At 45.8% G+C, this 25,612-nt stretch carries 31 protein-coding genes; 4 read left to right on the top strand and 27 right to left on the bottom strand.

The genetic code is table 11. From position 1 onward, the window contains the following. Nucleotides 1-68: 68 nt before the first annotated feature. From R5H20_RS14120 to R5H20_RS14135, 4 genes are all read right to left on the bottom strand, one after another. A complete protein-coding gene (locus R5H20_RS14120; RefSeq protein WP_006636470.1) occupies nucleotides 69-506 on the bottom strand; it encodes an Hsp20/alpha crystallin family protein in 438 nt (145 codons plus the stop codon). A 194-nt stretch (nucleotides 507-700) separates the two neighbouring features. Further along, complete coding sequence (locus tag R5H20_RS14125) at nucleotides 701-907, bottom strand: hypothetical protein (protein ID WP_006636471.1); 207 nt, start codon at nucleotides 905-907, stop codon at nucleotides 701-703. After that, the gene (locus R5H20_RS14130; protein WP_006636472.1) at nucleotides 897-2,027 is read right to left on the bottom strand and encodes a Rap family tetratricopeptide repeat protein; all 1,131 of its coding nucleotides are present in this window, start codon (nucleotides 2,025-2,027) and stop codon (nucleotides 897-899) included. Before R5H20_RS14130 ends, R5H20_RS14125 begins: the two co-directional genes overlap by 11 nt. Nucleotides 2,028-2,250: 223 nt before the next feature. Continuing rightward, the gene (locus R5H20_RS14135) at nucleotides 2,251-2,688 is read right to left on the bottom strand and encodes a peptidylprolyl isomerase (RefSeq protein ID WP_006636473.1); all 438 of its coding nucleotides are present in this window, start codon (nucleotides 2,686-2,688) and stop codon (nucleotides 2,251-2,253) included. Between the two features lie 441 nt (nucleotides 2,689-3,129). Here R5H20_RS14135 and R5H20_RS14140 point away from each other — a divergent pair, with 441 nt between their 5' ends. Continuing rightward, a complete protein-coding gene (locus R5H20_RS14140; RefSeq protein WP_373870209.1) occupies nucleotides 3,130-3,978 on the top strand; it encodes a DUF1002 domain-containing protein in 849 nt (282 codons plus the stop codon). 40 nt (nucleotides 3,979-4,018) lie between these two features. Here R5H20_RS14140 and R5H20_RS14145 read toward each other — a convergent pair whose 3' ends face one another. Together R5H20_RS14145 and lysA are read right to left on the bottom strand one after the other, a co-directional pair. After that, complete coding sequence (locus R5H20_RS14145) at nucleotides 4,019-4,810, bottom strand: poly-gamma-glutamate hydrolase family protein (RefSeq protein ID WP_006636475.1); 792 nt, start codon at nucleotides 4,808-4,810, stop codon at nucleotides 4,019-4,021. Between the two features lie 236 nt (nucleotides 4,811-5,046). After that, a complete protein-coding gene (lysA, locus tag R5H20_RS14150; RefSeq protein WP_006636476.1) occupies nucleotides 5,047-6,369 on the bottom strand; it encodes a diaminopimelate decarboxylase in 1,323 nt (440 codons plus the stop codon). 397 nt (nucleotides 6,370-6,766) lie between these two features. Here lysA and R5H20_RS14155 point away from each other — a divergent pair, with 397 nt between their 5' ends. Continuing rightward, nucleotides 6,767-7,099: a hypothetical protein gene (locus R5H20_RS14155; RefSeq protein ID WP_006636478.1), complete on the top strand. Its 333-nt coding sequence runs from the start codon at nucleotides 6,767-6,769 to the stop codon at nucleotides 7,097-7,099. Nucleotides 7,100-7,142: 43 nt separating this feature from the next. Here R5H20_RS14155 and R5H20_RS14160 read toward each other — a convergent pair whose 3' ends face one another. The 19 genes from R5H20_RS14160 to R5H20_RS14250 form a co-directional block, all read right to left on the bottom strand. Further along, the gene (locus R5H20_RS14160; protein ID WP_006636479.1) at nucleotides 7,143-8,618 is read right to left on the bottom strand and encodes a spore germination protein; all 1,476 of its coding nucleotides are present in this window, start codon (nucleotides 8,616-8,618) and stop codon (nucleotides 7,143-7,145) included. Then, on the bottom strand, nucleotides 8,572-9,180 hold the full coding sequence (locus R5H20_RS14165; RefSeq protein ID WP_006636480.1) for a stage V sporulation protein SpoVABEA: 609 nt from the start codon (nucleotides 9,178-9,180) through the stop codon (nucleotides 8,572-8,574). The genes R5H20_RS14160 and R5H20_RS14165 overlap by 47 nt, the downstream gene beginning before the upstream one ends. Before the next feature lie 6 nt (nucleotides 9,181-9,186). Then, complete coding sequence (gene spoVAE, locus R5H20_RS14170) at nucleotides 9,187-9,537, bottom strand: stage V sporulation protein AE (RefSeq protein ID WP_006636481.1); 351 nt, start codon at nucleotides 9,535-9,537, stop codon at nucleotides 9,187-9,189. Beyond that, nucleotides 9,537-10,556 carry a stage V sporulation protein AD gene (spoVAD, locus tag R5H20_RS14175; protein WP_006636482.1) on the bottom strand — a complete coding sequence of 340 codons (1,020 nt, stop codon included), beginning with the start codon at nucleotides 10,554-10,556 and terminating at the stop codon, nucleotides 9,537-9,539. The genes spoVAE and spoVAD overlap by 1 nt, the downstream gene beginning before the upstream one ends. 12 nt (nucleotides 10,557-10,568) lie before the next feature. After that, nucleotides 10,569-11,018, bottom strand: a complete 450-nt coding sequence (spoVAC, locus tag R5H20_RS14180; RefSeq protein ID WP_006636483.1) for a stage V sporulation protein AC — start codon at nucleotides 11,016-11,018, stop codon at nucleotides 10,569-10,571. 13 nt (nucleotides 11,019-11,031) lie between these two features. Continuing rightward, entirely contained in the window at nucleotides 11,032-11,457 is a 426-nt protein-coding gene (locus R5H20_RS14185) for a stage V sporulation protein AB (RefSeq protein WP_006636484.1), read from the bottom strand. Continuing rightward, complete coding sequence (locus tag R5H20_RS14190) at nucleotides 11,447-12,067, bottom strand: stage V sporulation protein AA (RefSeq protein WP_006636485.1); 621 nt, start codon at nucleotides 12,065-12,067, stop codon at nucleotides 11,447-11,449. Before R5H20_RS14190 ends, R5H20_RS14185 begins: the two co-directional genes overlap by 11 nt. A gap of 156 nt (nucleotides 12,068-12,223) precedes the next feature. Then, a complete protein-coding gene (sigF, locus tag R5H20_RS14195; protein WP_006636486.1) occupies nucleotides 12,224-12,991 on the bottom strand; it encodes an RNA polymerase sporulation sigma factor SigF in 768 nt (255 codons plus the stop codon). Nucleotides 12,992-13,003: 12 nt separating this feature from the next. After that, nucleotides 13,004-13,444, bottom strand: coding sequence for an anti-sigma F factor (spoIIAB, locus tag R5H20_RS14200; protein ID WP_006636487.1), 441 nt, complete (start codon nucleotides 13,442-13,444; stop codon nucleotides 13,004-13,006). Then, nucleotides 13,441-13,794, bottom strand: coding sequence for an anti-sigma F factor antagonist (spoIIAA, locus tag R5H20_RS14205; protein WP_006636488.1), 354 nt, complete (start codon nucleotides 13,792-13,794; stop codon nucleotides 13,441-13,443). Before spoIIAA ends, spoIIAB begins: the two co-directional genes overlap by 4 nt. A gap of 93 nt (nucleotides 13,795-13,887) precedes the next feature. After that, a complete protein-coding gene (locus R5H20_RS14210) occupies nucleotides 13,888-15,060 on the bottom strand; it encodes a D-alanyl-D-alanine carboxypeptidase family protein (RefSeq protein ID WP_006636489.1) in 1,173 nt (390 codons plus the stop codon). 149 nt (nucleotides 15,061-15,209) lie between these two features. Beyond that, complete coding sequence (locus R5H20_RS14215) at nucleotides 15,210-16,025, bottom strand: purine-nucleoside phosphorylase (protein WP_081605344.1); 816 nt, start codon at nucleotides 16,023-16,025, stop codon at nucleotides 15,210-15,212. A gap of 22 nt (nucleotides 16,026-16,047) precedes the next feature. Beyond that, nucleotides 16,048-17,232: a phosphopentomutase gene (gene deoB / locus R5H20_RS14220; protein WP_006636491.1), complete on the bottom strand. Its 1,185-nt coding sequence runs from the start codon at nucleotides 17,230-17,232 to the stop codon at nucleotides 16,048-16,050. Between the two features lie 194 nt (nucleotides 17,233-17,426). Then, nucleotides 17,427-18,317: a site-specific tyrosine recombinase XerD gene (gene xerD, locus R5H20_RS14225; RefSeq protein ID WP_006636492.1), complete on the bottom strand. Its 891-nt coding sequence runs from the start codon at nucleotides 18,315-18,317 to the stop codon at nucleotides 17,427-17,429. A 6-nt stretch (nucleotides 18,318-18,323) separates the two neighbouring features. Further along, entirely contained in the window at nucleotides 18,324-18,551 is a 228-nt protein-coding gene (locus R5H20_RS14230; protein ID WP_029418322.1) for a YqzK family protein, read from the bottom strand. A 121-nt stretch (nucleotides 18,552-18,672) separates the two neighbouring features. Further along, the gene (locus R5H20_RS14235) at nucleotides 18,673-19,122 is read right to left on the bottom strand and encodes a ferric iron uptake transcriptional regulator (protein ID WP_006636494.1); all 450 of its coding nucleotides are present in this window, start codon (nucleotides 19,120-19,122) and stop codon (nucleotides 18,673-18,675) included. A 118-nt stretch (nucleotides 19,123-19,240) separates the two neighbouring features. Continuing rightward, nucleotides 19,241-19,897, bottom strand: a complete 657-nt coding sequence (gene spoIIM / locus R5H20_RS14240; RefSeq protein ID WP_006636495.1) for a stage II sporulation protein M — start codon at nucleotides 19,895-19,897, stop codon at nucleotides 19,241-19,243. A gap of 158 nt (nucleotides 19,898-20,055) precedes the next feature. Continuing rightward, the gene (locus R5H20_RS14245; RefSeq protein WP_034325580.1) at nucleotides 20,056-21,369 is read right to left on the bottom strand and encodes a PTS sugar transporter subunit IIC; all 1,314 of its coding nucleotides are present in this window, start codon (nucleotides 21,367-21,369) and stop codon (nucleotides 20,056-20,058) included. Between the two features lie 28 nt (nucleotides 21,370-21,397). Then, nucleotides 21,398-21,697, bottom strand: coding sequence for a PTS sugar transporter subunit IIB (locus tag R5H20_RS14250; protein ID WP_006636497.1), 300 nt, complete (start codon nucleotides 21,695-21,697; stop codon nucleotides 21,398-21,400). A gap of 268 nt (nucleotides 21,698-21,965) precedes the next feature. Between R5H20_RS14250 and R5H20_RS14255 the strand changes: the two genes are divergently transcribed. Beyond that, on the top strand, nucleotides 21,966-23,426 hold the full coding sequence (locus R5H20_RS14255; protein WP_006636498.1) for an NCS1 family nucleobase:cation symporter-1: 1,461 nt from the start codon (nucleotides 21,966-21,968) through the stop codon (nucleotides 23,424-23,426). Nucleotides 23,427-23,502: 76 nt separating this feature from the next. Continuing rightward, entirely contained in the window at nucleotides 23,503-24,063 is a 561-nt protein-coding gene (locus tag R5H20_RS14260; protein ID WP_006636499.1) for a GNAT family N-acetyltransferase, read from the top strand. Between the two features lie 65 nt (nucleotides 24,064-24,128). Here the strand turns inward: R5H20_RS14260 and R5H20_RS14265 are convergent, their stop codons facing one another. Continuing rightward, complete coding sequence (locus R5H20_RS14265; protein WP_029418319.1) at nucleotides 24,129-24,941, bottom strand: TylF/MycF family methyltransferase; 813 nt, start codon at nucleotides 24,939-24,941, stop codon at nucleotides 24,129-24,131. 223 nt (nucleotides 24,942-25,164) lie between these two features. Beyond that, complete coding sequence (locus R5H20_RS14270; RefSeq protein WP_006636501.1) at nucleotides 25,165-25,608, bottom strand: GNAT family N-acetyltransferase; 444 nt, start codon at nucleotides 25,606-25,608, stop codon at nucleotides 25,165-25,167. Between the last annotated feature and the right edge of the window lie 4 nt (nucleotides 25,609-25,612).

Raw genomic sequence — 25,612 nt, forward strand, 5'->3', positions numbered from 1 at the left:
TTTGTTCCAAAACCATCAAAAAAAGATCCCTTTTTAATTTTGGGATCTTTTTTGAAGCAACTGAGCCGTTAATGAAATTCTACGTCTATCCTTCTTTTCTGCTCTTGCCTGTTTTTAGGCATTCTGACTTCAAGCACCCCGTTTTTATATGCAGCCGTGATCCCTTCATTCGAGACGGGCCCGGGAAGTGCGACCGATCTGTGAAAACGCCCGACAAACCGCTCTTTCCGGTGCACGTTTTCCTCTTTTACTTCATTTGATTTGTTGATTGAACCGCTGATATGCAGCATATTGTTTTCAACATCGATATGAACATCTTCTTTGCTTTCGAGGCCGGGAATATCGCAGGATGCCACGATTTCATTTTCCGTTTCATGGACATCGACGCGAATGCCTCCAAAGCCGTGTTCACCTCCGAAAGTCGCCGGAAAATCGGCAAACACCCGGTCAAATTCTCTCCTGATGGTATTCAAATGTTTAAATGGTTCATAAGGTACTAATGGCATTCACTTACCTCCATTATGGTTTCGTTTATCTTATGGTTTCTCGTTCTTTCCCGATTATGTAATTAAAACCGTTTTTTATCCTGTAAAAACTTCCTCGTTTGGAAGGCTGATCTGTGTATATGGAAAAGGTAAACATGAAAAAAGCAGTGCTTTTACATAAGGCACTGCCATTTTTTATGCGCAACTTGATAGGGTTATATCACATTTCTTTCTGCAATTTGGATTGGTGCGGATGGGACAGATGTTACGTTTCTTTCTGCGATATGGACCGATTTTGATGGAACGGATGTCACGTTTCGCTCTGCAATGCTTGTACCTTCTGTCTTTGCTGTTAACGCAATACTCGCCAAAGATAATCCAATGACTGAAGCAGCGGCAGTTAGCAAAAGCTTAGACTTCATACGACCAGTCCCCTTTTTTCATTTTTTTTCGGGCACTGAATACTATCTGATAGAAATACACCGAGTCGCTCAAGCGCCCAATTTCATTATAGTATTCAGCCGCCTCCAAAGCCAAGTCTTCTATGTCCGGATACATTTTTTTGGATTCAAGCAGATGAAATGTCTCCAAAATTGAATTCATCCCGTCATCATCCACATATAAAGCCTTTAAAAAACGAAATTTTGCTATATAGATCATATCGTTTAATTGTTGAGCTGTTTTTATGCCTTTGTTAAATATGTCATTGGCATGTTTATATTGTTTTTGTTTAAAGTAAACATGTGCAAGGCTAAACATGGCTTTTGAAAGAATATCTGATTTTTCTTCTTTATATATCTCAATAGCCTGATGAAAATATTCAGCTGCTTTACCTCCATGGCCCATCTTCTCATAACAATTTCCCAAATTGTAGAAAGTGTGTCCTTCTAAAATGCGCTGATCTTCTTTTTGAGCAAGCTTCAGCGCTTTTTCAAGATGGGGCAGCGCTTTTTCATTAGACTCCAAATCATCATAGTTTCCTGCAATCACAAATTCACATTGAATTCTGCGGACTGTATACGTCTCATGCGCCTGATAAGTTTGGATGGCTTGAAGCGCATAATTCATCGACACATGACTCTGTCTCATTTGATAAAACACTTCAGCCATTTTAAAATGGAATTCCGCTCTTTCTATTTCATCTTCTACATGGAGCAGTTTCTTTTCTGCCCGCCTGTAAAAAGAAATCGCTTTAATGTAATCATGATGTCTATATTCATACATCCCTCTGAAAAAATTAAAATAATATTCAAGCAAGCCTGTCAGCTGATCTTGATTATCTTCAATATCTTTTAATATTTTAGAAAAGTCTGGCGGAACTTCACCGTCTTCCAGCGGCTTGATGTAGTCCAACATGATGCGATGCCTGAATTCCATTAAAGCGTAGTACAATAACAAGTCCTGATCTTCTTCCATTTTGGACAATTCACGCTCAATTTCAGCTTTAAGCATTTCCGCATCTGTCACATTGAATTTGCGTATTGCATTATACCACTCGTTAATTTTGACCCCAACTGACGCCGATGGAATTTTCACACTCAATCTATCCGCCCCTTTCTTTATCAAATTGACGTTCTATCTTACGCTTCGTTGAATATATTTTACATAAAGGGACATTTTTTTACAATTGTTTTTTGATAAGAATTGTTTTTATTTATTGGGACGGACATTTGCTTCATCCATCTCCTTCTTTTTGTTTAAGGATGTTTCAGATCAAGAATAAAACAAAAAACAGCCCGCCTCCGGGCTGTTTTTCTATACGATTTTACGCATCAAATACTTCGACTTTTTCCATTCCTTGGCCCTGCTCCATTGATGTGACAGCGTCAAGGCCTGAAGTGACTTTGCCAAATACAGTGTGAACGCCGTTTAGGTGCGGCTGAGGCTCATGGACAATAAAGAATTGGCTGCCTCCTGTATCTTTTCCGGCATGCGCCATAGAGAGAGAACCAGCTTCATGTTTATGGGGATTCCCTTCTGTTTCACATTTAATCGTATAGCCCGGTCCGCCTGTTCCATTTCCGTACGGACAGCCGCCCTGGCTGACGAAGCCCGGGATGACACGGTGGAATTTCAGGCCGTCATAGAAGCCCTCGTTTGCAAGTTTTTCAAAGTTGGCGACAGTGCCAGGCGCCGCCTCCGGATATAATTCAAACTCGATTTTTTTGCCGTTCGTTAATTGTATGTATCCTTTTTTAGCCATGTTGATTCTCTCCTTTCGTTTCACATGGCTCATTATATCATAGAAGGGATAAGCAGAGCCAACTGCAAAAACACTCCCAAAATTCCCCTCAGTCGCTCCGCAATTTGAACAGCGGCAGCTGTATTATTGGTTTTACCAGCATTTTGATTTATTATGGCGTATTTTATCCGCCAGGAAAGACAGAATCAATGCTTCTCCGTCTAAACTGCAATTCTGACAGTCTTGCAAGTTCAAATACGAATTTGCTATTTTTTAAATGAAACCTCCCCCTCTTTTCATCCGTCTATATTGTCGGAACGAATCACGAGATAAAGATATTGTTCCGGCAGGCTTCTCCCAAAATAAACAGCAATATCTGCCTGAAGCCTGCATTTTTTAAGGAGGGCATACAGCTTGAAAAAATCGATACTTGGAATTTGCACAGCATTGTTTCTGCTTATCATGCCGCAGATCAGTTATGCTGACTCCGCAGAGGGAGACGTGATCATCACACTCGGTAAGGACCTGTCGGCTCAAGACAGGCAAAAAGTGCTGAACGAAATGAATGCTCCGGAAAACGCGACGATCATTGAGGTCACAAATGCTGAAGAGCATAAATATTTGGGAAACTATATATCTAAAGCAGACATCGGAACAAGGGCAATCTCTTCTTCATCGATTACGATTGCGAAAAAAGGAAGCGGTCTTGAAGTCAAAACAAATAATATCAGCAAGATCACGGATGAAATGTATTTAAACGCGCTGATGACAGCCGGGGTAAAGGATGCGAAAGTTTATGTAACCGCTCCGTTTGAAGTATCCGGAACGGCCGCATTGACGGGACTGATGAAAGCATATGAAACATCTTCCGATCAGAAGATTTCCGATGATGTGAAAAAGGTCGCCAATGAAGAGCTTGTCACCACTTCCAAGCTCGGCGAAAAAATCGGTAATGATAACGCATCTGCGTTAATGGCAAAAGTCAAAGAAGACATCGCGAAAAACGGCGTCCCGCAATCCCAGGAAGAACTGGGGAAAAAGATTGATCAGGCGGCCTCCGATTTAGGTGTTACACTGACAGATGATCAAAAGAATTCCCTCTTGTCTTTGTTTAATAACATGAAAGACATCAACATCGACTGGGGGCAGGTTGGAGACCAGCTTGACAAAGCAAAAGACAAAATCACGAATTTTATCAACTCTGATGAAGGCAAAAACTTCATTCAAAAGCTGATTGATTTCTTTGTTTCGATCTGGAATGCCATCGTTTCCGTATTTACCGGAGGCGGAGCATCGGAATCAAATGGTTAATGAAAACATAAAACACCTCTTTTAAGGAGGTGTTTTATGTTTATTCATAATGGCTTTCGATAAAGTTTGACAGCAGCTTTGTAAAACGGTAAAAATCCTCATTTTGTGTGGAAGCCCTGTCTTTTAACGTAAACACGCCGAATAAAGACCTTCGAAAACCGGTGCTCATTTCAAGCTGAATGCTTAGGCCTGATATCGATTTGTTGGCGATATTATCCGGACTAGTTCCGGCATATCGATCGTCCGTCTTCAGCATTTCGGCAGTAAACCCGGCTTTATTTAGTTCCTCAACGAGTATTTTGATCCTGCCGCGGTCTGTGCCGCCCACTTTGATAAGACGGTCTTCTGCATAATAGCCGTGAAGCGAAATGATATACGTATGCCCGGCTGCCATATCAAGTGCCGACGGTTCATCAAAGTTTGTGCTCGTAATATGCAGGCTCGAATTTCCAGATGACTTCAATCCTTCAAACAAATACATAGAATACGAGTGTGACAATTCATTTGCGATTTCGCTTGTTCCCGGTTCGATTCCTCCCCCATGGATGGCCATAATCAGCATCGTGCTGCCGGCTTGTTTCGTCGCGATTCGGTAATCCGACGGATCTTCGTTTTGTTTGAGCTCTTCAAAGCTTGCATATCGATCGTCTGATTGTCCTGCCGCATATTCATGATGAGCCATTGCGAAGGATGGGATGGAAATCACAGAAGAAATTAATAAAATATTCACATATCTGTTTATTGCTGTAAATCGGTTTGCTGTGTTACAATCAACACATTGCTTCAGGCATTGGAGCATGCGACGGGGTAGGGATACTTTGGCCGGTTCCATCTACTCCGCCTCTAGATCGGTATGAATAACCGCACTCTTCTTTTCGATAATGATCAATACGAATCATCTCCCTTTGTTAAATTTTTGTTAAATTCCCAATATTATATACAATTAACCTGCATGCTGTTCTATTTATTACCCGTTCTTTTTCAAAAAAAAAGCACTTCCGGCATGCGTAAAGCGCTTTTTTGTCTGCAAAACAAAACGGGAGCCCTTTAAAGGCTCTCCCGTTTTGTTTATGATTGTTTCACTTTTGATTTCAGCGGCAAGTCAAGTTTGACGATATCTTCATATGACTCTCTTTGGATGACAAGCTGTGCTTCACCGTCTTCCACAAACACGACGGCCGGCCGCGGAATGCGGTTGTAATTGTTGGCCATGCTGTAGCCGTAAGCTCCTGTGCAAAACACCGCCAATACGTCACCGTCCCGAACCTCCGGAATATCTAAATCCCAAATGAGCATATCGCCGCTTTCACAGCATTTCCCCGCAATCGATACCGTGTCATCACAGGCGGCGCCCATTCTGTTGGCAACGGCTGCTTCGTACTTGGCTTCATAAAGCGCGGGTCTGATATTGTCGCTCATCCCCCCGTCAACCGCCACATACTTGCGAATGCCGGGCACTTCTTTTTTGGACCCGATCGTGTAAAGCGTTGTTCCGGCATCTCCGACAAGCGATCTGCCTGGTTCAATCCAAATTTCCGGGACGTCAAAGCCAAAGTGTTCGGCGTTAGCTTTGACCGCTTCAATAATTTTTTCAACATAGCGATCTGCGGCCAGCGGTTCATCCTCTTTTGTATAGCGGATTCCGAATCCGCCCCCAAGATTCAGCACCTTTGGCGTATAGGAATAGGACTCTCTCCACTCCGCAAGCTTTTCAAAAATTTTATCGGCCGCAAGAACAAAACCTGCCGTATCAAAGATTTGCGAACCGATGTGGCAGTGTACGCCAAGCAAATGAAACACCGGCGACTCAAGCACCCGCTCAATCGCCTGTTCGACCTGTCCGTTGTGCAGGTCAAATCCAAATTTTGAATCCTCCTGGCCTGTCGTAATGTAGTCGTGTGTGTGCGCCTCAACTCCGGGAGTAATTCTGAGCAAAACGTCTACAGTTTGTCCAGCGCGTTTACAGAGCTCCTCCGTGATCGAAATCTCATGGAAATTATCCAGCACAATGCAGCCGATTTTATGCTCAAGAGCCATCTGCAGCTCTTCCGGACTTTTATTATTTCCGTGAAAATGAATCCGTTCAGGAGGGAATCCAGCTTTAATCGCTGTAAAAAGCTCTCCTCCCGACACAACGTCCAAAGACAGCCCTTCTTCTTCAGCAAGCTGAATCATCGCAATCGACGAAAACGCTTTGCTTGCATATGCGACCTGCGCCTTCAAATCGGCTTCCCGGAAAGCTTTTTGGAAATTACGCGCCCGCTCCCGTATTAAAGCGACGTCGTATACATAAAGGGGAGTTCCATATTTTTCTGCCAATGATAGAACATCGACACCTCCGATTTCGAGATGCCCGCTTTCATTTTGTCTGCTCGTACCGTGTAAAAACAATTGTCATTCCCTCTTTCTCTATCTACAAAGGTGAAAAGGACAGTCCGGATTGCCGCCCCCAACATCTTTATCCGCTTAATGAATTAAAATTTCTTACGTTGTATTATAACATTTCATATAAAAATCTAAACCATCATTTTGTCCAAATTTTCTTGATTTAAGCTGATAATGTTTTCCACGTTAAATCTACTTTTATATAGCATAGCAGAAAACTGTAATTGATAGAAATAGGCATCCTCAACAACTGCGGCACTAAAAATGGAATGGATCATAACCGTTTGAAAAAAGCAACGCATAAAAACGAAAAACCCGAGGACTGCGCCCATACGATTAGGCATTCATCTGCATATATACATAAGCATAAAGCCAAGAAAAGATGATGGAAAGAGGTTATAACATGTATCAACATTATGATCCGTACGCCCCTTCATACAGCTATGCGGAACAGGATGTCCATCACCCATATCAGATGAACCAGCATGAATACAGGATCTATGAGCCGTTCGAGGGTCAAATTATCACAGCTCCGGCGAATACAAGGTTTTGGCGGAGAGGCACTGAAGTGTTCCTTCATTCGTCAACCGTTGACCCGTACGGCCGGGAAATGCTCTATATCGTCTATCCGATCAGAAGGCAGAACAACATATGCAGCCTGCGCGCCGTCGCCATTTCAGCCAATGAATACAGAGGCATGCAAACCCAAATGCCGAGATACGGATTTTATCTGTAAACAGAAAAAGAGGCTTTCAATCATGATAAGCCTCCGGAATGATTCACTGTCTCATTTTGTTTCTCGGATGAACGATACTCGGCCTGACTTTTCCTCCCGGGACGGAAGTGCGGACAAGAACGTGCCAAAATGCTTTGCCGTTAAACGGGAGAAGCGGCCAAAGGTACGGTGTCCGCAGTGATCGGATTGAGGTCATGATAATCGTTAATATCGTCAGGCCAATCACAAATCCTTCCACTTTATACAAAGCCACCAATATCAGCATAAAAAGCTTCACCATTTTATTCGCCAAGCTCAGCTCATAGCTGGGTGTTGTATACGTTCCAATGGCGGACAAAGAGACGTATAAAATGACTTCCGGTGAAAACAGGCCGACATTGATGGCAATGTCCCCGATCAAGACAGCCGCGATCAGGCCCATGGCGGTCGAAAGCGGCGTCGGCGTATGGATGGCGGCCATCCTTAAAAATTCGACTCCGAGATCCGCTAAAAAAATCTGCATGATAATCGGGATGTGTGAGTCTTTGTTTAAGCCGATATACCTCAGGTTTTCGGGCAGAAGGGATGGTTCAATGACAAACAGCATCCATAGCGGCAGCAAAAAGGTCGATGCAAGAATTCCGAAAAAACGCACCCATCTTAAAAACGTTCCCACGGCCGGCGTTTGCCTGTATTCTTCAGCATGCTGGACATGATGAAACAGCGTGGTCGGCGTAATGATGACGCTTGGCGATGTGTCGACGATGATAATGACATGACCCTCCAGAATGTGGCTCGCCGCTACATCGGCTCTTTCTGTAAACCTGACAAGCGGAAAAGGATTGAAGCCTTGTCCGACGATAAATTCTTCAACCGATTTGTCAGACATCGGCAAACCGTCGATTTTTACATTTTCGATCTCTTTTTTTAATACGGCGACCAGATCGGGGTCTGCCACGTCTTCCAAATAGCAAAGGCAAATATCGGTTTTGGAGCGTTCTCCGATATGAAGCATTTTATACCGGAGCCGCTCATCCCTGATTCGACGCCTGATCAGGGCGCTATTAACGATAATGTTCTCGACAAGTCCGTCTCGCGCCCCGCGCACGACTTTCTCTGTGTCAGGTTCTTCAGGCGTTCTGCCAGGATAGCTTCTGACATCGACGATAAAAGCAAAGCCCGCATCCTCGACAATGATGGCGACCAGTCCTGACAGCACTTGATCGGCCGCTTCATCAAGCGTTTCGACTTTGGATACCTGCTGGTTCAGCAGCCTGTTTTCAACAATTTCCTCTGCTTCGCCTGATTTTTTTTCAGCATCATCCAGATGAACCAGTTCCCTTAGCAGGTGAATGATGTATTGTGTATCACATAATCCATTTACATAATAAAGCTGGATTTCCCGGTCAAGAACGAAGACCTTTCTGACTCCGAGGTCAAAGCTTTCTCCCATACCGACCCGCTTTTTAAAAAACGCTTCATTCTTAGAAGGATCAAGGAATACGTTCGTCTTCTCTTTCTCTTTTGCCTGAGCACTCATAATACCCGCTCCTTTCTAAAATGAGCTCGACCGCCTTCATTGTGATCGGTGAACCTTTTTTGGCATCGTCTTTCCTGTCCATTTTTCCGATATCGCCGATTCCGACGATGATGGGCACATCAAGCTGATCAAGACAGTAGACCGTGTCTCCGCTCATCCGTTTGACATCAAATTCTCTTACTCCGTGTTTGTCGACTCCGAATTCTGTCAGTTCGCCGTCTGCATCAATGGACACATCCACTTTTGTCCACTCCGCGTAGTGGGTTTTGGAAGCGACGGCGATGACGCCGAGCACTTCGATTTCGGGATGTGACGCCACATATTTCATCGAAGTCTCTCCCGGTCCTTCTCCTTGCAGGCCTGAATCGTCAAACATCACAAATACGGGATCATACGGCGTTCTGAGAATCATTGATACAAGTTCAGGGCCCGTTTTCACGCTCGGATTCCCCATTGATTGGGAAATACAGCGCCCGCCGATCCGCCTTGCCGCGTATTCAATCGCTTTTGCCGCATAAATATCACCGTCTGTGACCAAAATGACCTTGCGTTTTGCTGTCATTGTTCTTTATCCTTTCGGTTTAAAAATCACGGCAACGATAAAAGCGAACAAAATCGCGGCGGAAATACCGGCGGAGGTCAGTTCAAATATTCCCATCCCGATTCCGATAAAACCGTGCTCTTCAGCCTGATGCATCGCACCGTGCAAAAGGGAGTGACCGAAGCTGACGATGGGCACCGTCGCGCCCGCTCCGGCAAACTCGATAAACCGATCATAGATGCCGAAGCCGTCAAGAATTGCTCCTGCTACAACAAAAGTTGACATCACATGCGCAGGCGTCATTTTCAAAACGTCGAGCAGCAGCTGGCCAACGACGCAAATCAAGCCGCCTGCGATAAACGCGATAACATAGTCCATCACGCGTTCCCCCCTTCAGCCCGTTCGAATACGACGCCGTGTGCGATACACGGAATCGACTCCTTTTGCTGAATAATCGTCGGGCTCAGGAGGGCGCCCGTTGCGACGACAAGCACCCTGTTTAACCTGCCCGCTTCAATCTCTTTAAAAATATGGGCGAAAGTGACGACCGCTGAACAAGCACATCCGCTTCCTCCTGCAAACACTTGCTGGTCTGGTGTATAGATGATCAGCCCGCAGTCATTATGCTTTGTCCCGATATTGATCCCTTCCTCTTGCAAAAGATCCTTTACAATCGGGCTGCCGACGCCTGAAAGATCACCGGTAAGGATCAAATCATAGTCATCCGGCGTGCGCCCCAGGTCATCGAGATGCTGTTTGATCGTATCGGCGGCGGCCGGAGCCATCGCTGACCCCATATCCTGTGAATCGGTAATTCCCAGATCGATTACTTTTCCGACGGTTGCGCTTGTTATTTTAATCCCGCTTGGCTGCTGGCTCAGCACCACCGCTCCGCTCCCCGTTACGGTCGAGGTTGCGGTGCCGGGCTTTTGCCCGCCGTATTCTGTCGGATAGCGAAATTGCCTTTCAGCCGTTGCATTGTGGCTGCTTGTTGCGGCAAGAGCCCTTTGGGCAAAGCCGCCGTCAATCAGCGCTGAACCGATCGCGATCGATTCCATCGATGTAGAGCAGGCTCCAAACAAACAAAGAAACGGGAGCTTCAAATGCCTTGCCACATAATTGGCGGTTACATTTTGATTAAGCAGATCTCCCGCCAGGAATATATCGATGTCTTCCTTTTTCAGATTCTGCTTGGATAATGCCGATTCGATCGCATCCTCCATCAGCTTGCGCTCCGCCATTTCCCAATTTTTTTGATTGCAATGCATATCATCGTATGTTTTATCAAATAAATGCCCCAAAGGCCCTTCTTTCTCCTTTGGACCGACCGCTGTGCCGCTTGAATTGACAAACAGCGGGTTTTGGAATACCCATGTTTGCTTTCCCTTTGTTTTCATTATTTCTTCCTCCTAAAACAGCTTGTCAAAAGCATAGCGGATGATGCCGACAATGTATGCGGCGACAACGCCGAACACGATGACATTGCCGGCCAGTTTAAACATGTTAGTCCCGACGCCGAGCACATATCCTTCGCTTTTATGTTCAAGAGCTGCGCTCGCCATGCTGTTGGCAAACCCCGTAACCGGAACGGCCGAGCCGGCGCCTGCGAACTGTCCGATCCTGTCGTAAACCCCGAGCCCTGTTAATAGAGCGGATATTAAAATCAGGGTGGCGACCGTCGGGTTTCCCGCTGTTTTTTCATCAAAATCAAAAACGGTCATATAAAAATTTTGAAACGCCTGTCCGATCATGCAGATCAGCCCCCCTACGACAAAAGCCTTTAAGCAATTCATAACATAAGGCGGGCTGGGCTGATAAGTTTTTACTTTCGATTGATAATTATCTTTTAAGCTTGACATGATAATCCTCCTTTTATGACAAATGAACAAAGATAAGCCATTGAAATAAGGAGCCCAAAATTTTTCCGAATACAATGGCCATCAACAGAATTATAATCCTGTCGCCCATGCCGATTCTCTTGAACAGAATCGGCAGTACGTTAAGCACTTCCGTAAGAGCAGCCGCAAGCATTCCGATAAAAATGCCGGCAAGCAGCCCAATAGGAATCAAAAGCCACTTCGATAAAAAAAACCGGTTCATATTCAATGATTCCCATCCTCCGAAAACGGCCCCGAAGATGACGGCCCATTCATATGCCTGTATATATGCTCTTGTTTTTGTCAGCTGGGTCAGCCTCGGGATAATGCCGAGCACCGTAAGGAAAGCGACAAAACCGGAACCCACCGCTACCCCTCCCGCAAGACCGAGAAAGATGAGAAAAAGCGTGTTAATGATCATGGATATCCTTTGTCGTTTCTTTATTTTCGTTCATGGCCACATATTGGTCCAAATCGAGCTGATATTTGAATATCTCGACTTCAAGCGGGCTGGGTTCTTCATTAAATCGTTTTTTAAATAGGTGGTTGAAAAACAAAATCATGCCGAGACCCAAGCCTATACTGTACGGTACCTGCAAAAGATAGGGGTATCGGTTTTCTTTTCCCGTTATCATTTCATAAAGCAGGATGTGGACTTCCCTCATGCTGACATCTTCATGAAAGTTCATCACGGCAAGACCCGCACCGACGAACAAAAGCAGCCAGACAGCGATAAATAAAACAGGAGATAATCCCCGTTTAGGATATTTGACCTCCACGATGGTTTCAGCACCGCCGACGGTTTGGACATCAAGGTCCGGAAACGATTTATGTATGGCCTCGATAACCTTCATGACATCCAATACCACCATGTTTTGGTCTGCTTTGCTTACCTGGTAGATAGGCAGCCGTTCAAGCTTTTCTTTGTACCGACGGTCGCCCGCCACCTGTGCGATATGCCCTAGTGTGATGAATTCATCGGGATCAGCCTCTAGACGGTGGCGGAGCCTGATAAAAACTTGACGTTCCATCTGGGTCACTTCCTATATGATGGTTATAGTTGTAGTATGAGGTACATCTCATTTATCATTCACTTCAGCCGTGAAAGTCCATAAATTACCACGCCGAAAAAGCCGGCACGTCATAGCGGCCGGCTTTCGTCCGGGACTGCCTTGTCAAACGGCAGTCTATGTTTCAGTATGGTCCATCTGGTTTTTGATTTGCTTTAAAATTTTCTTCTCAAGGCGGGATACCTGGACTTGGGATATCCCAAGGCGGTCGGCAACCTCTGATTGCGTCTGGTCTTTGTAATACCGTAAATAGACAATCAGTTTTTCCCTTTCATCCAAATCCTTAATCGCTTCTTTCAAAGCGATTTTATCAAACCATTTTTCTTCTGACTGATCGGCAATCTGGTCAAGAAGTGTAATCGGATCCCCGTCGTTTTCATAAACCGTTTCATGAATCGACGAAGGCGAACGGACGGCTTCCTGCGCCATCACGACTTCTTCGGAGGAGATCCCGAGATGCTCGGCGATTTCCTGGACGGTTGGTATTCGGCCATTTTTCTTGGAGAGCTCGTCTTTCGCCCTCCTGATTTTGTTGCCGAGCTCTTTTAGCGAACGGCTTACCTTTACCGTTCCGTCATCCCTGATAAACCGCTGAATTTCCCCGATGATCATCGGGACGGCATAGGTGGAAAACCGCACATCATAGGAAAGATCGAATTTGTCCACCGATTTCAGCAAGCCGATACAGCCGATTTGGAAGAGGTCATCCGGCTCGTAGCCTCTGTTCAAAAAACGCTGAACGACTGACCAAACAAGACGCATGTTTTTTTCTATGAGGAGGTCTCTTGCTCTTTGATCGCCGTTCTGGCTGTTTTTTATGAGTTCTTTGACCTCATGGTCTTTAAGCTGAGTGCTCTGGTTTTCTTTTTTAACCTCCACATCCATAACAAATCTCCCTTAATTGCAAAGCGCTTTGCTTTTTGATAAGTGCTTTGTTAAGTGTATTGTGGTTCCCATCTCAGGAGAGGAATCGATCGTGATATCGTCCATGAAATTCTCCATGATGGTAAAGCCCATTCCCGATCTTTCAAGTTCAGGCTTCGTCGTAAACAGCGGCTGGCGGGCTTCTTCCAAATCCGTGATCCCGACGCCTTCATCCCGGATCGTTAAATAGACGATATGGTCCTCAAGCGTGACGGAAATATACACGGTTCCATCTCCCGAATTTTCATACCCGTGGATGATCGCGTTTGTGACTGCTTCTGACACCACTGTTTTAATTTCGGTTAATTCATCCATTGTCGGGTCAAGCTGGGCGATAAAGGCGGCGACCGTCACCCTTGCGAAAGATTCATTCTGGCTGAGCGCTGAAAATTGAATATTCATCTCATTTTTCATGACGCCACCCCCAGTGTTTCAAGCGCCTGCTGTTCAGAGTGTTCAAGGCGGATAATTTTAAACAGCCCAGACATATCAAATAAACGTTTGACGGCCGGGGAAATCGCGCAGACAATCATTTCTCCGCCCAGCTGTTTAATTTCCTTGTATCTGCCTAAAACGACGCCGAGTCCCGAACTGTCCATAAACGAAAGTTCTTCAAGATTTAAGACAATATGGCGAACATCGTGCTGACGCAAATGATCACTGACTTGGCTTCTTAATGTTTCTGCTGTATGGTGATCAAGTTCACCCGTCAACCGAATACAAAGCACGGATTCTTTGACGTTTAAGTCGATTCCGAGGCTCATCCTCATTCCTCCTTGATATAAATCGGATAATGAGTGTTTCGATTCGCACTTTACAAATTCCTTCACCATGACAAAACTAGTGGCCGTTCGGCATTATTCATTCCACTTTGTCCAGTTTGTCATCGTCCGCTTAAACATGGTCCAAAACCCCGCTTGATCCATGTCTTTTTCCGCTACAAGAGGGCTTTCATGCAAAACCTTGCCATCCTTTTTCAAAACGAGCGTGCCAAGCTCGGTGCCTTTTTTGACCGGAGCCTGGATATCTTTCTTTTGTATCATCTCCTTTTTGACGGCTTTGATATCTTCGCCTTTTTTCGTCAAAAGGGAAATCGGTTCTGATGTGACAAGTTTTATTTTTTGCTCGCGGCCTTTATTGACCTTCAATTCGGAAATGACTTCATTTCGCTTATACATCGGATGTGTTTCATATTGGCTAAACGCGTAATCAAGCATTTTGGTAACCTGCGCATTTCGTTCCTTCGGCGTGCTGGCGCCAAATACGACGGCGATCACACGCATGTTTCCTTTTTTCGCAGAGGCCGTCAAACAGTATTTTGCTTCATTTGTAAACCCCGTTTTGACACCGTCGACTCCCGGATAGAATTTGATCAGCCGGTTTGTATTGACGAGCCAAAACTTTTTATCGGTGTTTTCTCTTAAATAATCCTCATACGTTCCCGTAAACTTTGTGATTTTATCATATTTTAAGAGCTCTTTCGCCATGACGGCCATATCGTAGGCCGTGCTGTAGTGGCCTTCTTTAGGAAGGCCTGTCGTATTTTGAAAAGACGTATTTTTGAGACCGAGCTCAGCAGCCTTTTCGTTCATTCTTTTCACAAATTCTTCCTCTGACCCGGCAATATGCTCCGCCATCGCGACAGATGCATCGTTTCCAGAGCCGATCGCAATCCCTTTCAGCATCTCTTCCACTGTCATCTCTTCACCGGGCTCAAGAAAGATCTGCGAACCGCCCATTGATGCGGCAAATTCGCTTGTTCTCACTTTATCTGTCATTTTCATCTTGCCCTCATCAAGGGCTTCCATGATCAGCAGCATGGTCATCACCTTTGTCATGCTGGCCGGCGGAAGCTTCTCATGGCTGTTTTTGTCATATAAGATCTTTCCGGTGTCCCGTTCGATCAAAACGGCGGATTTCGCTTCATGAGCGAGCTCAGGGGTTTTCGATTGACTTTCTTTCGCAAACGCGGATGGCGTTGTCATCAGGATTATCGTAAAAATCAGCAATTTGGATAAATGACGTTTCATCACCCAGACCTCCATTTCGTAATCCTTTCTATTTTTTCCAATTCAGGTGGATTTATACGGATATGCTGGTAAAAATTTCTCAACAAAAAAAGCCACCCCATGTCCAAGCTTTGGACATGGGGTGGCTTTTCAATGTGCCGAGCAGCACTTTATTGCTTATCGCCGATTTTGGCCACAACTGTTTTGATCAGCCGTAAAAAGTCGGCTTTTACTTTTTCGGTTACTTCCATGACTTCATCATGTGACAGCGGCTGATCCAAAATTCCGGCCGCCGCATTTGAAATGCAGGAAACACCGAGGACGCGAAGGCCGGAATGCCTTGCCACAATGACTTCTGGAACGGTTGACATTCCGACGGCATCAGACCCGATCGTCCGCAGAAAACGAACTTCGGCAGGCGTTTCATATGATGGACCTGAAACTGCGGTATACACGCCCTCCTGAACCGAAATGTTCAATTCTTCGGCCGTTTGCTTCGCCAGCCGGCGGAGATCTTTGTCATAGGCTGCCGACATATCGGGAAATCTGACGCCAAGCGCCGCATCATTCGGACCGATCAGCGGGTTTGTGCCCAAATAGTTAATATGATCGGAAATGATCATCAAGTCGCCCGGACGGAATGATTCATTGACACCGCCAGCGGCGTTGGTCACGATGAGCGTGTCAACGCCGAGCTCCTTCATGACCCTTACCGGGAAAGTGACCTTATCGAGCGAATAGCCTTCATAAAAATGAAAGCGCCCTTGCATCGCAACGACTTGAATATTCCCAAGCGTTCCGATGACAAGCTGCCCTGCGTGGCCTTCCACTGTAGAAACCGGAAAATCCGGGATCTCTTCATATTTTATTTTCACGGCTTCTTCAATTTCATCGGCAAGCACACCGAGCCCTGATCCCAATATCAGGCCGATCGACGGTTTGTGTTTTGCTTTGCTTTTAATGTATCGAGCGGCGTTTGAAATCATCTGTTTCACGTTCAGTTTCCTCCTATTTAAGCAGGGATAAAAAGCTTTTTCCGTACTTTGGCATATTCGTTTTAAAGTTGTCGGCGATCGTCGCTCCGATATCTGCGAATGTATCAGCGAGAGGGAGCTGTGCCGTTTTTTCGTGCTTTTTGCTGTATACGAGCAGCGGAACATATTCCCTCGTATGGTCCGTTCCATGGTGAATCGGATCATTTCCGTGATCAGCGGTAATGATCAAAAGATCATCTTCCCGCATTTTTTCGAATACTTCCGGCAGGCGCGCATCGAACTCTTCAAGCGCTTTTCCGTATCCTTCGGGATCGCGCCGATGCCCGAACAGCGCGTCAAAGTCCACAAGGTTGACAAAACTGATGCCTGTGAAATCCTGGTCAAGCGTTTGAACCAGCTTATCCATGCCGTCCATATTTGAAGTCGTTCTGAGCGATTCGGTGATTCCCTCGCCGTCATAAATATCGGAAATTTTGCCGATTGCAATGACATCGAAATTATCATCCTTCATTTCATTCATCACGGTTCTGTCAAACGGTTTCAGCGCATAGTCGTGGCGGTTCGGCGTCCGTTTAAACTCGCCCGGCTTTCCGACGAATGGCCGTGCGATGACGCGGCCGACCATATATTTTTCATCAAGCGTGAGCTCGCGCGCGATTTCGCAAATGTGATACAGCTCATCAAGCGGAACCACTTCTTCATGGGCGGCAATCTGCAACACTGAATCAGCAGATGTATAGACGATAAGCGCTCCCGTTTCGATATGTTCAGCGCCCAATTCATCTAAAATCGCCGTCCCTGAAGCCGGCTTGTTTCCGATTACTTTTCTGCCTGATCTTTTTTCAAGTTCATTGATCAATTCGTTAGGAAATCCATCTGGGAATACCCGGAATGGTTTGTCTATGTACAGCCCCATAATCTCCCAATGGCCGGTCATTGTATCCTTTCCATTTGAGGCTTCTTTCATCTTTCCGTAGTAGGCGAGCGGCTGTTCGGCCCGCGGCACTCCTTTGATCTCGCGGATATTGCCCAGTCCGAGCTTCGCCATGTTCGGCAGGTTGATTCCTCCCATATGCTCGGCAATGTGGCCCAAGGTATCCGCACCTTTGTCATTAAATGTTTCAGCGTCAGGCGCTTCGCCGATTCCGACGGAGTCCATGACGATTAAAAAAACGCGGTGATATTGATATGCAGGCATTTGATGGCCTCCTTTTTCTTTCTAATGATCTTTAGGCTGTCACGCATAAAAAAGCAAAATACCGCTATTATCCAAGTATAAACCGTTTACACAACGGTTGACAATATGAACGCAAATAGTGAGAAACTTCCCGCAATTCACTCATGGCGCGGCCGTTCGCCGGCAAATGAAAAACCGCGCTTCGGCCTGCGCGGCTATGCACGGGGATGATACTGCTTATAAACGTCTTTCAGCCTTGTTTTCGTCACATGGGTATAGATTTGCGTTGTGGAGATATCGGCATGTCCGAGCATTTCCTGGACGGCCCGCAAATCCGCTCCGTTTTCAAGCAGATGCGTGGCAAATGAATGCCTCAGCGTATGAGGCGTCAGTTCCTTTTTTATCCCCGCTTCCAAAGCGATCTTTTTTAAATTTTTCCAAAATCCCTGCCGGCTCATCTGTCTGCCGTGATGATTCAGAAACAGGGCGTCTTCGGTGTTTTTCTTAAGAAGCTTTCCTCTTGCCTTTGAAAGATATTCCCCGACCGCATGAGATGCCGCTTCACCAAGCGGAACAATCCGCTCTTTTCTTCCTTTTCCGAAGCAGCGGATAAATCCCATCGACAAGTGAACATCGCTAAGCTTCAATTCGATCATCTCGCTGACGCGGATCCCCGTCGCGTAAAGCAATTCAAGCATCGCCTTATCCCGATAGCCGAACGGGCTCGTAAGCTTCGGGGTGTCCAGAAGGGTTTCCACTTCCTGCAATGACAGCACCTTTGGAAGCGTGCGCTCTGTTTTTTGCGTTTCAATATGGACGGACGGGTCCTGCGCCGTCACCTTTTCTCTCAGCAAAAACTGGTGAAAGGCCCGGATTGAAGCGAGATGTCTGGCGATCGTCCGCCCGGATTTCCCGGCTTCCTTCAAATGCTTCAAAAACTGAATGATGTGCAGCCTTGTCACCTGATCGAGCGAGCTCAGGCCCTCTGTATCCTCCAAATAGGCTCTATAGCTGTTCAAATCCCGTTCATAGCTGACAACCGTATTGTGGGAAAGCCCCCGCTCAACCACGGCATAGTGGATAAAATCTTTAATATGAACTTTCACGCTATCCTACTCCCCGTTTAAATAAAAAAAGATTAACCGGTTAAACCAGCCGTCCTGTTCGCCCCCGTCCATTGAGGAGACCTTGAGGGCGGCTCCATTCGGTTCATCGTACCGATGATAGTTTTCATACTCTGAATTTATCCATATCATAGCATAATAAAACAAGACGGTAAAACCGGTAAACAGCACGAACACCTTGATCATATCAGCGGCCGTTTTCAGCATTTTCATCACGGTTTTCAGGTCCTTTCTTTTGATTCGATTACTAAAACGTATGCCAAATGAGACAAGTTTTATACGTGTGAATCAAAAAAGAACCCGCTCCAAAAATGAAAGGGTTCCAGCATATCCGGTCCTATTTCGCTTCTTTTTCTTGACAGTCATGACAAATTCCGTGGAATGTCAGCCTGTGGTCTTTTATTTTAAACTTCCAGTCCTTTTCAATAATTTCCTCAACATCTTCAAGCAAATCCTCTTCAATTTCAACGACTGACCCGCATTCCATGCAAACGAGATGATGGTGGAAATGGGCAGCCCCTTCTTTGCGGAGGTCATATCTTGACACACCGTCGCCAAAGTTGATTTTATCCACTACTTTTAATTCAGTTAACAATTCAAGAGTCCGATATACTGTCGCAAGACCAATCTCAGGAGATTTCTCTTTTACGAGGAGGTATACATCTTCTGCGCTTAAATGGTCTTCCTCATTCTCAAGCAGCACCCTTACAGTCGCCTCGCGCTGAGGGGTGAGTTTATAGCTGGAAGAATGCAGTTGCTTTTTAATCCGATCAATACGTGTTTCCATTGACTTTCCCTCCTACGCCGCATTACCTAGCTTATTATAACAAAACGAGCGCAGAGAGCCAACTATAATTATTATAAATTGATAAACAAAATGAATATCTCTTAATAATCATTATAAATTAATTCGGCTTTGCTTGAATATAATTCATCAATTTTCCCATGAACAGCGGCGAAAGATAAGCTTCGAGGAATGAAGAGATGAGCGACATGGCAAAAATCAGGACAAGTACGAGCGCATACCTTCCAAACCAGTGAACAGGCGCTTCCGTAAGGCTTCTTTTCACAAACAGCTGCCTGATCAGCCGCAGGGAAAACGCGATGGCGCACGTTCCCATGATCAAGTAGGCCGGGATCAGGAGAACATTTTGCGGGAGCACGGCTACAAAAGACAGGAAAAAGCCGTTGATCCCCATTTGATTCACTAAAAAACCGACCGTAAAACCGACAACGATCCCTTTTAAAAAGACCATGATAAAAATCACGGGCAGGCCGATAATGGAAATTCCGAGAATCCACATCAGACCAAGGTATTTCATATTATGAAGAAGACTCTGCAAAAACATTTCTTTCGAACTTGCCGCTTTCCCTTCTGAGAGCTGTCCAAAAAATTGGTTTAAATAATAGAACAAATCTTCCTTTTGGCTGATCGTCATACTGTTCACGATGACCGCACCGAAAATCACACCCATTAAAAATAACACAGAGACGAATAAATAGATCGACAAATGGTCTTTCATATGCTGAAATATAAGCTCTTTCATTGAGTGCTTCCGCATGTATCTTCCTCCCAGACGCGCTTTTGATTTTAATAGATTGTATGAGAGAAAAGAGAAACGCATGACTTTTTTTGATCAACAGACTGAAAATCTAAAAAAGGAAGGCTTAAAGGATCAGCCTTCCCGAGCAAAGCGGCACCATGCTTTTTTATGTTTCTTCAGGACCGCCCGGCATCCGTTTTCATCGTCTTATTGGCGGCGATCACAAACGGCAGGTAAATGATCGTGGAAATGGCGAGGCAGAGAAAGCCGACGCCGAGAGCGAGCCAATTCCCTCCCGTTCCGAGAAACGGAATCAATGGCCCGGGGGTCGTCCACGGAACAGAATAGGCGATCGGCGGAATGATGTGAAGCTTGATAAACAAATACCCGACAACCGTGTTAACGGCCGGCACGATGATAAACGGAATCATAAAGATCGGATTGAGTACAACCGGCAGGCCGAAGATGACGGGTTCATTGATGTTGAAGAGTCCCGGACCGATGGATAGCTTGCCGATGTCCCGATAATCCCTTCGCTTTGAAGCGATAAAGATCGCAATTAAAAGACCGAGCGTCATCCCGGAGCCTCCGTAGTTCGCAAAAGCATCATTGAGCGCCCATGTTTCCGGAAACGGAGCATTCCAGGCAGATCCCGTTTTTGCCGCATAAGCAAGATTTTCAAGGTTGGCTTCGGCAAAAATCGTTTCTCTGATCGCCGCTATCGTATTCGGCCCATGAATCCCGAACAGCCACAGAAAGTTGGCGACGACGCCGAGAAAGACGACCGTGAAAATGTTTGTGCCCATATCTCTTAGAGGCGCCTGCAAAACGGTATATACCAATTCATGAAGCCCGTTTTTCGTCGCGGACGCGAGGGCAAAGCTTAAGATCGCAAAGCCGATGGTAATCATTATAATCGGAAACAGAACTTTAAACGTCCTGGCGACCGCCGGAGGCACCTGGGGCGGCATCTGAATTTGCAGCCGCTTCGAATTCGCAAGCCTGCTGAAGACTTCCCCGACGATAATGCCGATGATTAAAGCGACAAACAGACCTTGGGCGCCGAGCCATTTCATCGTTAAAAAGCTCTCACTGTCGACCAGACGGTACGGCGGATAAATGATAAAGTAGCATGAAACAGCCGTCAGTCCCGCCAGAAGCTCATCCGCTTTCAATGAAATGGCGAGATTGCGGGCGACAAGAAAGACGACAAATATGGACATAATGTCCAGAGAGCCCCGCAAAACGGGCGTAAAAATCGTCTGGTAATCTGCTAAATTGGGAAATGCTTTATCAAGAAATAGGATTTTAGCGATGAAACCGTCGGGAGACAAAATCGCAAAATTGAGCAACGTGATGATAGAGCCCGCCATGATGATTGGAAAAGATAAAATAAATGCGTCTCTGATCGCGCAAATATGCCGCTGTGAATTCAGCCTGGCCGCGACCGGAACCAAATACTTTTCGACGGTTTGTTCAAATTTCTCCATGAATCCGCTCAAAACTGACCCCCTCCTTTTATTTGATCAGCTGCAGCGCTTTTTCCAGCACGGCTTCGCCATTCATTGTCCCGTAGTCCCTCATATCGATCACGGCAACGGGAGTATCCCCTGCCATTGATTCAACCTGGGATTTTTGATAACGGACTTGCGGCCCCAACAGAACGATGTCGGACTCGGCAATCATCGTCCCGGCTTCTGAAACGGGCAACGCGATAATCTCAATATCTTCTTCCATCTGTTCGGCGTGTTTTTTCATTTTGTTGACAAGCAGGCTTGTCGACATGCCTGCCGCGCAAACCAATAAGATTTTTTTCATTGCTGAGAGGTCCCTCCTTTTGTATTTACCGGGCTTTACCGCCCGAGAAAACGCTTCCATTTTCTTTTGGGTACCATTTTGACCTGGTCTTTTATCCTATGATCGAAATAGACAACTGTTTCATAAAAAGCAAAATATTTATTTTCCTTTGCAGTCATATTTTGGACAGCTTCTATAAATGCTTCCCGAACAATTGTTTAGTTTACCTAATGTAATTTTCAGATTATTGCGTTATATTTCATAGGAATATTCAAAATAGGAGGATGACATGAAAGCGAATATGAGCGAAAACATGCTGAGCAACAAAGATTTATTGCCTTTACAGCCTGAAGAACGAAATTGGAAGGCTGTCAATTTTGCTTCGATTTGGATGGGCTGCATACATAACATCCCAACTTATGCCACTGTGGGGGGATTAATTTCAATCGGACTTTCGCCATGGCAGGTATTGGGGATTATTGCTGTCGCTTCGCTCGTCCTCTATGCCGCACTTGCACTGAACGGCCACGCGGGAGCAAAGTACGGCGTGCCTTTTCCCGTTTTAATCAGATCTTCTTTCGGCATCTATGGCGCGAATATTCCGGCCCTGCTCAGGGGATTTGTGGCAATCATGTGGTTCGGCATTCAAGCTTTTGCGGGAAGCACGGCCATTAACATTCTGCTTCTGAACCTGTGGGGCGGCTGGAAAGACATAGGCGGAGATTGGAACTTGTTCGGACTTCATTTATCGGGGCTGCTGTCATTTATTTTCTTTTGGGGAATCCATCTGCTTGTGCTTCACCATGGAATGGACTCGATCAAAAAATTCGAAGTCTGGGCCGGTCCCCTCGTTTATCTCGTTTTCGGCGGAATGGTTTGGTGGGCGGTCGATATTGCGGGAGGGCTCGGTCCCATCTATTCCCAACCGGGTAAATTTCATACGTTCGGCGAATGGATATGGCCTTTTCTTGCAGGGGTGACAGGAATTATCGGGATTTGGGCGACATTGATATTAAACATTCCCGATTTTACAAGATTTGCAGCATCCCAAAAAGAACAAATCAGAGGACAGTTTTACGGTCTTCCCGGAACATTCGTACTCTTCGCCTTTGCCAGCATTACCGTAACCTCTGGTTCACAAGCCGCATTCGGAAAGCCGCTGTGGGATGTCGTCGATATTCTCGACCACTTTGACAATCCGTATATCATCGCCCTTTCCGTCATTACGCTTTGCATTGCCGCCGTTTCGGTAAATGTGGCTGCCAACATTGTCTCGCCGGCCTATGATTTGGCTAATTTTCTACCAAAATATATTAATTTTAAACGGGGAAGCTATATCACTGCCATTCTCGCCCTGTTTACGTTTCCGTGGAAGCTGATGGAAAACGAAGCCAGCGTGTTTTCATTTCTCGGCACGATCGGCGGAATGCTGGGCCCCGTCGCTGGCGTAATGATCGCCGATTATTTTGTCATCCGAAAATGCCGCCTTAATGTCGAAGAGCTTTATTCTGTCAACGGTCGGTATATGTATTACAAAGGCTATAATTACCGCGCATTCGCCGCTGTTGCGCTCGGAGCGTTCATCTCTTTAATCGGCGCCTATCTTCCGGCGCTGAAGCCAATCTACGATATATCTTGGTTTTCGGGAGTGATTCTCGCATTTGGAACATATATCGTTCTGATGCGCATTCATCCGCCCTCTGCTGTTCAGACTCAAACGGCTGAATATACCGCCGGCGGCAGCCTATAAACATTTATTCCTCCATCCATTTACTTTTTTGGTCTTTAATAGGATAATAGGCCAAAACATATGGAGGGGAGTACCTATGAATCCTATTTTGCTTGATTTTCCGGACGGCTTTCAAACCGAACGCCTCCTTGTCCGGGCGCCGCTGGCCGGTGACGGCAGGACCGTTCATGATGCGATCCGCACATCTTTACCTGAGCTTCAACCATGGATGCCGTTTGCCAGAGAACTGCCGAAGGCGGAGGAGACCGAAATCAATATCAGGCGGGCGCAGGCCGATTTTATTTTGCGAAAAGACTTGAGAATGCATATTTTTCATCGGGACAGCGGTGAATTTGTCGGAAGCACCGGGCTTCACCGCATGAACTGGGATGCCCGAAGATTTGAGATCGGCTATTGGTGCAGCACCGCATTCGCCGGACAAGGATATATGACGGAAGCGCTTCATGGCCTCATCGCTTTTGCCCGTCACCATCTCGCGGCAAAACGGCTGGAGATATACTGTGACAGCACCAATGTCAAAAGCAGAAACATGGCTGAGCGGCTCGGCTTTCAGCTTGAGGCGGTTTTGCGGAGTGATCATCTGTCAAGCGATCAAACTGAGTACAGAGACACGTGCTTATACGCGGCTTTATTCTGAGTGTGCCTCTAAATCGGCCGCTCCATAATGAAAAGGCTCGACATATGCAGAGCCTTTTTTCCTTTTTATGGTTTTCTCCAATATACTGAATAAGGATCAATGGAAACGAGTATGGATTCATCCAGTCCATGCTCTTTCAGAAAATCGAGAACGGCCGCATGACACCCTTTTAACGTAAAATCGTCAATAATCACAAAGCCGCCCTTTGATACTTTGTCATATAAATTTGAGAGGCTATCCATTGTCGATTCATACATATCGCCATCAAGCCGCAATATGGCGAGCTGATCAATCGGCGCCGAAGGCAATGTATCCTTAAACCATCCTTTCAAAAAGCGAACGTTGTCTTCAAGCAAGTCGTATTTTTCAAAATTTTGTTTGACTTCTTCAAGCGACACCCTCAAAAAATCAACCTTATGATGGCGGTCTCCTTTATCCTGCGGATATTTTTCGATATCCGGCGCCGGCAGGCCTTCGAAGGAATCCGCCACCCATACTGTACGGCCGTCTTCTCCATGCACTTTTAAAAAGCCTTTCATAAAAATACAAGCTCCGCCCCGCCATACGCCGGTTTCAATAAAGTCTCCCGCTATGTTTTCTGTTAAAACCGTTTCCATGCACATTTGCAGATGATTCATCCGCACCCGGCCGATCATGCTGTGTGCAATCGGCGGCCAATCCGTTCCCGCTTTGCGGCGCTCGTAGTCCGGAACGACATATTGGACGATTTTTACATTCTTTAATCCGATCTGCTTTTGCAATGATTCGGGTACAGGGGTGGAGAGCGGAATGTAACGCTCATGCTCTTGCCAAATTTCAAACAATATCGCTTTTTTTAACAGTTCAAGATACATTTGTTTTGCCTGCTCCATTTCTATCCCTCCTATGTTGTGAATGCTCTTTAGCATCTTATGTTTTATGCGGATGACAAGTTCTAAGATATTTGTTCCGAAAATCAGGCCGTTTTTTCACCATAAAAAAGAGCATCCCTTGTGAAAAGAAATGCTTTTTTTCGTAGTAATATTCCAATGTCAACGCAACAGTAAAAGTTCCCGCTTCACCGTATCCCCAACACCATCCCGTAACAGGCTATGCCGGATGTCAGTTTTTCCTAAACATGTCGACATGCGGGATGCCGTCTTCAAGATAGACGCCCGAAACGGCCTTAAATCCGAACGCTTCGTAAAAAGAGCGCAAATAATCCTGAGCTTGAATCTTGACCGCCGTTTCTGTCCATTCGCTTTCCAAAAAGCGGAGCGCTTTTTCCAGAAGGACTTTCGCATAGCCGTTTCCTCTGTCCCGTCTGCGGACGATCACCCGGCCGATCGACGCTTCATCATAGACATTCCCGCTTGCAAAAAGTCTGCAATACGCCAAAATCGCGCTTCCGTCGGCTAAAAATAAGTGATGCGCCTTTTGATCCATATCATCAAGCTCAGGGTAAGGGCAATTTTGCTCGACGATGAAAACATCGATTCTCAGTTTAATGATTTGATACAGCTCTTCTTTTGTTAATTCCCCGAATGATTTCAATTTCCATTCCATGTTG

It is taken from the genome of Bacillus sp. KICET-3 (assembly GCF_033261025.1).
GTDB lineage: Bacteria > Bacillota > Bacilli > Bacillales > Bacillaceae > Bacillus > Bacillus sonorensis.